The following is an 8,556-nucleotide window of genomic DNA, read 5'->3' as shown; positions in this document are numbered from 1 at the left end:
CTATCATCGGTTCTGGCTCAACATTTGCAACTATCGATACAGTAAGCGGCTTCAAAGCAGCTGGTGCAGACGTATTCAAAACAGGTACTGCAGCAACTACATTGAACGCATTGTCAATTGCTAATGCTGATATTGCAACTCTGGCCGCAGCAATCCAGACAGCAGCAACAGCAGCAGGTGCAGCTTTGGCTGCCACTAATACCCAAGCTTACATCATCACTGTAAGTGCAGGTACAGCAGCTGGTACATACGCATTCCAAAATCTGGGTACAAACACAACTGTTGACTCAGCTGACTTTATCGTGAAATTGACTGGTACAACAGGTTCCATCGTTGCCGGCGACTTCATCGCTTAATTCGGTAAGCTATGTAGGAAAATGGGTAGCTTGCTACCCATGCAGCAGGGAGAGAATATCCTCCCTGTTGTGTAAAAATAAAAAACCCACCTCTGTAAAGCGGTGGGTTTTTTTGTATTTTCTTTTTTATTAATTATCTTCTAATTGAAGTGTGGAAATTAATCATCTAAATTGTTCAGCCGAAGGAGGTGCAGAAAAGTGACTATTCCAAATGCGTCTGAATTGCCTTGTCGAGCCAAAACCAGACGCCTCTGCAATTCGTTCTATTGACCAATCGGTATTGGCCAGAAATTTTGTCGCCAGCGATAAACGCAGTGATGTCAAATAGGCTTGTATCGACACTTCAGCGTGCAATTTGAACAGCCGGGTAATATGCCGCGTACTGCTGCAGGCGATACTGGACAATTCAGTTAAATTCCACGGGTGAGCAGGGTCTTTGACCATGGCATCCTGTACTTTATGAACAATGGGGTGCATATGGTTACGGTATTTCAGCCAGGGTGATAATTGTGGGTCATTGCCAGAGCGACGCATGTACACCACCAGATTGCGGGCAACGGCACTCGCAGCAAAGGGGCTGGTAAGTTCACTGACCAGATGCAAGGCGAGATCTATGCCTGCGGTAACGCCGGCACTGGTACTCATGCGTCCATCTTCAACAAAAATGCGGTTTTCTTCTATTTTGATTGAACTGTCTATTTCTGCCAGCTCGTGGCAATGGTTATGATGTGTCGTCGCCTTGTGCCCGCTCAGTAAACCAGCATGCGCCGCCATCAGCGCGCCAGAACAAATGCATACCACCTTGTGGCTTGTCTGCACTTTTTCTGACAACCACCGGATGGCAATCTGTGCATCTGGCAAAGCATAGACTTCATTGCCACCGATCAGGCCAGGTAAAATCAGGATGACATCTGGAGTCAGTTGTTCCGGCAAAGGCAGCAGCGGGCCTAGTTGCAGGCCGACAGAAGAATTCACGCTTTGCTGCGGGCTGATGAAGTGCATTTCAAACCGCACTTCATCCTGGTAGCGATTGGCAAACAAGAGTGCATCTGCTGGCCCGGCAATGTCCAGCAATAAGGTGTCTTGCAATAACAGAAAATAAACTGGTTGAACACGGGGCATGATGAATCAGGCGAACATATTGCGTAAGTTATGAACCAGTTTTGTGCCGAATACATTAATGAGCAAGCCTGCCATTACGATAACTGCCCCCAGTAATTGGGTATGGCTTAATGCCTCATCAAGTATCAGCCACGCGGCTGTCAATCCAACCACAGGCACCATCAATGTCAGTGGCGCAACCAAGTGAGTAGGCAAGCTGGCCAGTAGTTTGCCCCATAAGGTATAACCGATCAGGGTTGCCGCAACAGCCAGGTAAACGATGGTCAGACCAGATGACAGGCTCATATTGCTTAAACTGTGCAAAATGACATCCCCACCTTCAAACAGATAAGATAACAAAATAAACGGCAGTATAGGTACCAGGGCACTCCATGACACCAGACTCAGTACGTTGGTCACGCCTATCTTTTTATTAATGACATTACCGCTGGCCCATGAGAATGCAGCGCATAAGGTGAGGGAAAAGCCAGCAAGCGTTACCTGACTGGCTGAACTGGCAATGCTTGCGCTGCCTAGCAATATGAGACCTGCGCTGGCGACCAGCATGCCTAATAAATTGCTAGGCCTTAACTTGTCGCCAAAGACCATGGCAGATAAGCCCACGGTAAAGAACGCCTGTGCCTGCAAAACCAGTGATGCCAAACCTGCTGGCATACCGACTGCCATTGCTGAAAACAAAAAGGCAAATTGGCCAAGGCTGATGAACATGGCATACGCCAATAACAGTTTGAATGACACTTTTGGGCGTGGTAAAAACAAGATAGCCGGAAACGCCACCAGCATAAAGCGCAAAGCGCCCATCAAGAAGGGAGGGATGCCTTTCAATCCTATCTTGATCACCACAAAATTCATTCCCCACAACAAAATGACTATGGCAGCGATCAGGATGTGACGTGTGCTAAGGACAGATTTGGACATGGCTTGGCTAAGGCTTAATTTGTTTTGCACGTACACGTTTGGTCGATGCAGGGTTATTCAGCAGCTTATTTTGCGGCCTGATTGGCCTTGGGACGAAATTCCCACCGCAATTCGGGCATATACCTTGTAAAGGACCCTCCACGCAGTCAACGCAAAAGGTGCATTCAAAAGTACAAATGCGGGCCTTGTCAGAATCCGGTGGTAAATCACTGTCACAGCGCTCGCAATTCGGTCTGAGTTCAAGCATGATACATTTTCTTTCTGTTGTGGGTGAATATTAAGCAGAATATCAGTTTGAATGGTATATGCCAGCATAGACAGCGACCAGAGTCGGTCATATCCGGACATCTGCTAAATCTAAATCACAAAGCTTTATGGATTTCAATTTTACATATCAACAACTAGTCAGTATTGCTACGCGCAAAGAACACGTACTCAGTCGTCAATTGGCAAAGCACGAAAAGCTGCAAGCTGTGGAAGTACTTTTTAAGCTGCTGGAAGCAGCGGCGCACAATTCAGGTTTGCAGGATATCTCAGAGCTGGCACAACAGCGGGAAGCCTTAAAGGTGGCGGATGCTGCTCAAAGATTGGTCAAGAAAGCTGCACAGCAAAAGAGTAAAAAAGATCGCGATTTAACTTTGCTGCCTGCAAATACCTGGCTGGCCTGGTTCGATGGCTCGGCTGTGCCTAACCCGGGGAAATGCCGGATTGCTTGCATACTCAAAGCGCCCGACGGGCAAAATTTCGAACACATAGCTCATATGGAGTACGGCGACAGCTGTGACGCAGAATACAATGGTTTGATACTGCTATTACAGCAAGCGGTACAACACGGGATAGTGAACTTGCTTGTGCATGGCGATAGCCAGGTGGTCATTGATGACTTTAACCATGTCAAGTTGAGTAGCTTGTTGCGCATGCAGCAGTATCGTCAGCAAGCACAGGAACTGGCCTCTGCATTTGAGCAGTTGCGTGTGTCCTGGATACCTAGACACAAAAATCAATTGGCTGATGCACTTACTCAGATGCGGTCAGATTAAGACTTGATTTTCAATGATCGCAGCAACAGGCACAACATTGCAGGTCGCGGATGTTGTGTTTTGCTGAGTAAAACAAGGTTACGTGCATAGGCAGGGTTGGGGATGGGTGTTAATACGCAATGTCTCGCCAATTTTGCCAAGCCTGACCAGTGCGGTACCAAACTGACGCCTACATCATCTGCGACCAGCATGGCGATAGTTTCCAGTGCATCGAGGTCGCACATGGCTTCCTGCGCCAAGCCCTGGTCTTGAAGAAATTTCTCAGCATAACGGCCACCCCATGCTGTCGGGTCATAACGTAAATAGGGCTTTGATTGTAGCGTGGACAAGATATCGTTTTGTGGCGATTGTCTGGAAAGTAAGACCAGGTGCTCTGTTTTTATGTGGTTCGCTATCAGGCTTTTAGGCAATTCAAATGGAGGTGCAACCAGTATTGCTGCATCTATCTCTTCATCCTGCACAGACTGATACAAGGAGCGGGACGTGCCAGGCACGATGCCAGCCTTCAATTTTGGCGCATGTCTGGTCAAATACCGTAAGACGGTTGGCAGCATGCCTGTCATCGCGGTGGAAATGGCGCCTATCTTGATTGTGCCTGTCAAGCCATCAAGGTCGGCGTCACCAGCCAGCAGACCAATCTCGCGCACGATATTTCGTGCCCGTGGCAGCAGATGAAGGCAAGCCTGGGTCGGTTTTGCCGCATGCGTCTGTCTCGACAATAAGGGAAAACCCAGCTCCCTCTCCAAAGCCTGAATTCTCTGGCTGATCGCTGCTGCGGTCAGGTTCTCAACTCTTGCGGCTTCGGCAATAGACCCATGTTCTATCGTGGCAATCAGGCTTTGTAGATAGCGGCTATCCATAAAAAATTCTTTCGAATGGATTAAAAATAATATGCTATCTCTTATGAAAAAATGACGCTAGCATGCAATATTGTGAATCACCAAATGAACAGCGATAATTCAATACGGAACCATATCCATGAAAGCTTTATTTCATCTTGCCTATCATGTGCATGATCTTGATCAGGCCCGGCAATTTTATACAGGCATATTGGGCTGCAAAGAAGGGCGCAGTACGGCCACCTGGGTAGATTTTGATTTTTTTGGTCATCAAATTTCCTTGCATCTGGGCACGCCGTTCGCCACGACTAATACAGGCAGGGTAGGGGATCATCTGGTGCCCATGCCTCACCTGGGTGTAATACTCGCGATGAAGGACTGGGCTATACTGGCCGATCGCCTGCGTGGTCATGATCTCGACTTTGTGTTGGAACCATCGATTCGTTTTGCTGGGCAACCGGGTGAGCAAGCAACCATGTTCTTTCTTGATCCCTCAGGCAATCCCATAGAAATCAAAGGTTTCAACAATCTGGAAAGTATTTACGACAAATGAGTTCAATTAAAATCCCATTCCTGGCTGCGCCTGCTTACTCCCATACCCAGGCTTGGGTAGATGCGCTACAAAAGAATCTGCCAGACGAACAGATTGTCGCCTTTGACAGCATGAACGATGAGGACAAAGCTACTTGTAAAGTCGCGATCGTTGCCAATCCTGATCCTGCCCAGCTGAAGCATTTACCCCAACTGCAATGGGTGCATAGTGTCTGGGCGGGAGTGGAAAGACTGATTTCGGATTTGGTGGACACGGAGCTGAAAATTGTCCGCTTGATAGACCCGCAACTGGCCACCACCATGGCCGAAGCAGTGCTGGCCTGGACACTCTACCTGCATAGAGATATGCCAGCTTACGCGCGACAACAAAAGCAGCAGCTTTGGCAGCCACGTGAATATCTGCGGCCTCAGCAAAAAACTATAGGTCTGCTGGGTCTCGGTGCGCTGGGTGAAGTGGCGGCGAACAGCCTGCTGCGTGCAGGCTTTAACGTCATTGGCTGGAGCCGCAACCGCAAAGAATTTGCAGGTGTCGAATGCTTTGCAGGTACAGATGAATTGCCAGTCATGCTGGCAAAAACCGATATCCTGGTTTGTCTACTACCACTGACACCAGATACCAAAGGACTGGTCAATGCCCAAACTCTGCAAGCCTTGCCGCAAGGTGCATCGCTGATCAATTTCGCGCGAGGGGCAATCATCAATGATCATGATTTGCATATCGCCCTGGATAGCGGGCATATCGGTCATGCAGTTCTCGACGTATTTGAAACAGAACCTTTGCCCGCCATTGCATGGCACTGGCAGCATCCGTCTGTTACAGTATTGCCGCATTGCTCCGCACCCACAGACAGAGAAACGGCTTCTTTGATTGTGGCCAATAATATCCGACGTTACAGATTCACGGGAGAGTTGCCTGTGACGGTAGACAGAGTGAAAGGGTATTGAAGGAAGAACGTTTAATGATATGAATGGATAGCGTTTTCCATTCATATCATTGCAGGGCATTGCTTGATTCATCGGCCAAGGTATTGATCAATGCATTCATCAAAGCATTGATCAATACCTTGGCCGCCGCTCTAAGCTGCAAGCTTGAATCAGAAACCCAGCAAACCTTTCAGGACATCTGTTGCCTTGACCTTGGGTTCTTCTTTCTGTTCAGGCCTTTGCTGTTGCTCTGCTTGCGATGCATTATTGGACCTGCGTCCACCCATGTCGCCCATACCACCTAGTATGGAGCTATAAGTCGATTTCATGCGCAGCTTGGTTTGCCAATCTGGTTCCCAGGCAATTTTGGGATCGCTGGGACGGGGAGGGTAGGCAAAATAAGCATCTGAGCCGTAGGCAATCATGCGCAGTATACCCGCTCCCTGCTCGCCAAAAATACCTTTTGGAACATCGCATTTGGTCGTGCTGGCGGGCAGGATGACTTTTTCATTAAGCCACTTATCGACATCTGCATTGGCTTGATAGTCGACCAGGCCAAAGCCAAAGTCTGGCAATTCACTGGATGTCCAGACTATGACTTCGGGGTTATCGCCGCCACCCGACTGTCCACCCATGACACTGATGAAATAGCCACGCGCATTTGGCACTGATTTCCACTCCAGTCCAACCCCGCCAGCCTTCTTGGTTTGTACCAGTTCAATCGCTGCCATCAAATCATTGTTTGACGCCAGATTGAGTTTGAAGCTCTCAGGTATGCCACTACCGACAAATTGATGCTGACCAACCAGTGAAGCAGTGTCCGGCACTTTCCTGTCATCGTTCTTGTTTGGCCATGCAGGATTGCCAGGTTGTGAACGCGCACCCTTGGTGACCTTGCCGCGCATGGTAAAGAATTTTGCATAATCTTCTGGCGATGCTTTGGCAGCATCGAGAGTACGCGGCTGCCCCGGCCTTATGGTTTCGCCGCAACCCCAATAAATAGAAATTTTGCCTTTGGGTTTTTCATAACTGGGCTCGGATGGTGTTTCTTCAGAAGGTGTGTATTGCACTGGTTTTTCTGGCGCAGGCGCTACCAGTTTCAAACTATCCCCGAGGTTCATACCAGCAGGAATCATCTGGTTGGCATCTGTCAGCGAGGTATTCTTGTTTGTGAAAACTGACACATCCATGAATCTGCCACTGGCAAAACCCATGGAATGCGTATTGCCGAAAACATTGCCTCTGTCATTGTTACCAGTGCCATCACGAGCCATGCCACCCAAGGCACCAAAGAAGCCGCCAGACTGCGCACCCTGCATAGCTCCGCCCATCATGCCACCCGGCATATCACTGGCATTGGTCGCCAGATCGATATACGCAAAAGCAATCGGCGGCTTGACCACTTGTGTACCAGCTTTTGTAGCAGCGACTTTGCCTTGTGCACTGACGGCTGGTTTGGTTTGCGATGTCGCTATCAGTGGCGTAGCCAATAAACCACAGGCAATGAGCGTTGTCTTCAGAAAAGGTGTGCTGTACTTCTTTGTCATCAAAGTCTTCATGGAATAACTCCTGTTATCTATCAGTTGCTGAAAGAGAAAAACCAGAAATTTTTTTGACGCTGAGGATGTTCTGGCTAAAATCCTTGAAAGGATTATGTTAGCGCAAAATAATTGCAACAACAGGGATTTGACCCAAACATTTGCTGCAAGAATTTATTTTCCTTGCAATTTGAGGATCAATATTTAATTTTCACGTAGATGTGAATGCGGAAAATTAAAACAAAGACGGAGTATTTGTTTGCCAGCGCTGTGCCCAAAAAAATTGAATTTGCCAAAAAAATGGCAAATTTATTTTTGATTCATTATTGTCGAGAGCAAAGGCCCCAGGGCGCTTGCCCAAATTTCGTATCCTTCAACGGATAGGTGCAACTTGTCTTTACTCATGCCTTTCCAGTTGTCACCGACAGGTGGGAGTTGCGCCGCGAGATCGAGATAATAAATGTTTCTTTGGTCATCCAGTGGCGCCAGCAACATATTGGTTGCAGACATTTTTTCTGTCGCACGTGCATTCGGTAAAATACTCAACAAAACAATCTTGATGCCATTGAATTTCTTTTGAGTGGCGGCGATGACGGCTTTCACACCGTCGGCAATTTCTTCTGGCGTATCTTGTACATTGTTTGTGCCAATCAGAATGATGGCGACCTGGGGTGTAAAAGCTGACAGGTCGATATTTTCCAAGCGCCAGATAGTATGTTGGGTTTTGTCCGACCCCAACCCAAAATCGATCGCGCGTTCTTCAAAATGTTTTTTCCAAACAGTAGAACCCGCTCCCCATCGCCATTGTTCTGTAATCGAGTCACCAATGAAAATCAGGTCAGCCGGGCGATTTTTCCTTAGTGTTATATAGTCATTAAAGTAGATTTGATAAGCCAATTTTGGACTGTAATTCTGATCACTTGCAATCGTAGTTGGCTGTTTGACAGGTAGCGAACTTACTTGTGCATGACAAATAGAAGTAAACAGAAGGGCAGATAAAATTAAGCGTTTCATGAAGTGAATATATAGGATTGTGAGTTGCCAGAAAATTTCACTCAGGCTGCGGTGATATAAGGCCAGCTTTAAGTGAAAGATAGTTGTTCAAGCCATTGCCTGAGAGACCTTTGATGCCTGCAATGACGAGCCTGTAAAAAAATCTGTGTAAGTTCTCCCGGAACTATTGGTGAGCGTTGATGCGCTCCCCAAATTCTATATCAAAGCGATTCAATGCCTGTCGCCAGTGTTGTATAGGCATGGTCCATTTCTT

The 8,556-nt window shown here is 47.7% G+C and carries 10 protein-coding genes; 4 read left to right on the top strand and 6 right to left on the bottom strand.

Translation table 11 applies throughout. The features are described from left to right. The coding region (locus ACO0LN_RS30050) for a hypothetical protein (RefSeq protein ID WP_422980399.1) at positions 1 to 356 on the top strand (356 nt) is incomplete at its 5' end. Between the two features lie 162 nt (positions 357 to 518). On the opposite strand, the gene ACO0LN_RS30045 is transcribed toward ACO0LN_RS30050, so the two are convergent. Genes ACO0LN_RS30045 through ACO0LN_RS30035 form a run of 3 tightly spaced genes read right to left on the bottom strand, consistent with a single transcriptional unit; the run spans position 519 to position 2,643 of the window. Further along, positions 519 to 1,478, bottom strand: a complete 960-nt coding sequence (locus tag ACO0LN_RS30045) for a GlxA family transcriptional regulator (protein WP_422980397.1) — start codon at positions 1,476 to 1,478, stop codon at positions 519 to 521. Between the two features lie 6 nt (positions 1,479 to 1,484). Continuing rightward, positions 1,485 to 2,396 (bottom strand): EamA family transporter, encoded by a 912-nt coding sequence (locus ACO0LN_RS30040; protein ID WP_422980395.1) that lies wholly within the window; start codon positions 2,394 to 2,396, stop codon positions 1,485 to 1,487. Positions 2,397 to 2,403: 7 nt separating this feature from the next. Further along, positions 2,404 to 2,643 carry a DUF1272 domain-containing protein gene (locus tag ACO0LN_RS30035; RefSeq protein WP_422980393.1) on the bottom strand — a complete coding sequence of 80 codons (240 nt, stop codon included), beginning with the start codon at positions 2,641 to 2,643 and terminating at the stop codon, positions 2,404 to 2,406. Positions 2,644 to 2,770: 127 nt separating this feature from the next. On the opposite strand from ACO0LN_RS30035, the gene ACO0LN_RS30030 reads away from it, so the two are divergent. Continuing rightward, positions 2,771 to 3,436 (top strand): ribonuclease HI family protein, encoded by a 666-nt coding sequence (locus tag ACO0LN_RS30030; protein ID WP_422980391.1) that lies wholly within the window; start codon positions 2,771 to 2,773, stop codon positions 3,434 to 3,436. On the opposite strand, the gene ACO0LN_RS30025 is transcribed toward ACO0LN_RS30030, so the two are convergent. Beyond that, the gene (locus tag ACO0LN_RS30025) at positions 3,433 to 4,296 is read right to left on the bottom strand and encodes a LysR family transcriptional regulator (RefSeq protein ID WP_422980389.1); all 864 of its coding nucleotides are present in this window, start codon (positions 4,294 to 4,296) and stop codon (positions 3,433 to 3,435) included. The genes ACO0LN_RS30030 and ACO0LN_RS30025 overlap by 4 nt on opposite strands. A 118-nt stretch (positions 4,297 to 4,414) precedes the next feature. Here ACO0LN_RS30025 and ACO0LN_RS30020 point away from each other — a divergent pair, with 118 nt between their 5' ends. Both ACO0LN_RS30020 and ACO0LN_RS30015 read left to right on the top strand, forming a co-directional pair. Next, positions 4,415 to 4,828: a VOC family protein gene (locus ACO0LN_RS30020; protein ID WP_422980387.1), complete on the top strand. Its 414-nt coding sequence runs from the start codon at positions 4,415 to 4,417 to the stop codon at positions 4,826 to 4,828. After that, a complete protein-coding gene (locus ACO0LN_RS30015; protein WP_422980385.1) occupies positions 4,825 to 5,772 on the top strand; it encodes a 2-hydroxyacid dehydrogenase in 948 nt (315 codons plus the stop codon). Before ACO0LN_RS30020 ends, ACO0LN_RS30015 begins: the two co-directional genes overlap by 4 nt. Positions 5,773 to 5,921: 149 nt before the next feature. Here ACO0LN_RS30015 and ACO0LN_RS30010 read toward each other — a convergent pair whose 3' ends face one another. Together ACO0LN_RS30010 and ACO0LN_RS30005 are read right to left on the bottom strand one after the other, a co-directional pair. Beyond that, a complete protein-coding gene (locus ACO0LN_RS30010; protein ID WP_422980383.1) occupies positions 5,922 to 7,310 on the bottom strand; it encodes a hypothetical protein in 1,389 nt (462 codons plus the stop codon). Positions 7,311 to 7,598: 288 nt separating this feature from the next. Beyond that, positions 7,599 to 8,303, bottom strand: a complete 705-nt coding sequence (locus tag ACO0LN_RS30005) for a GDSL-type esterase/lipase family protein (RefSeq protein ID WP_422980381.1) — start codon at positions 8,301 to 8,303, stop codon at positions 7,599 to 7,601. Positions 8,304 to 8,556: the final 253 nt, after the last annotated feature.

Source organism: Undibacterium sp. TC9W (assembly GCF_049339865.1).
In the GTDB taxonomy this organism is placed as follows: domain Bacteria; phylum Pseudomonadota; class Gammaproteobacteria; order Burkholderiales; family Burkholderiaceae_D; genus Undibacterium.
This window is presented reverse-complemented; position numbering and strand designations above follow the sequence as displayed.

Excerpts from the sequence above, each read along its gene's own strand:
- ACO0LN_RS30025 (WP_422980389.1), bottom strand. The coding sequence starts at position 4,296 with ATGGATAGCCGCTATCTACAAAGCCTGATTGCCACGATAGAACATGGG.
- ACO0LN_RS30035 (WP_422980393.1), bottom strand. The coding sequence starts at position 2,643 with ATGCTTGAACTCAGACCGAATTGCGAGCGCTGTGACAGTGATTTACCA.
- ACO0LN_RS30015 (WP_422980385.1), top strand. The coding sequence starts at position 4,825 with ATGAGTTCAATTAAAATCCCATTCCTGGCTGCGCCTGCTTACTCCCAT.
- ACO0LN_RS30020 (WP_422980387.1), top strand. The coding sequence starts at position 4,415 with ATGAAAGCTTTATTTCATCTTGCCTATCATGTGCATGATCTTGATCAG.
- ACO0LN_RS30030 (WP_422980391.1), top strand. The coding sequence starts at position 2,771 with ATGGATTTCAATTTTACATATCAACAACTAGTCAGTATTGCTACGCGC.
- ACO0LN_RS30040 (WP_422980395.1), bottom strand. The coding sequence starts at position 2,396 with ATGTCCAAATCTGTCCTTAGCACACGTCACATCCTGATCGCTGCCATA.
- ACO0LN_RS30005 (WP_422980381.1), bottom strand. The coding sequence starts at position 8,303 with ATGAAACGCTTAATTTTATCTGCCCTTCTGTTTACTTCTATTTGTCAT.
- ACO0LN_RS30045 (WP_422980397.1), bottom strand. The coding sequence starts at position 1,478 with ATGCCCCGTGTTCAACCAGTTTATTTTCTGTTATTGCAAGACACCTTA.
- ACO0LN_RS30010 (WP_422980383.1), bottom strand. The coding sequence starts at position 7,310 with ATGAAGACTTTGATGACAAAGAAGTACAGCACACCTTTTCTGAAGACA.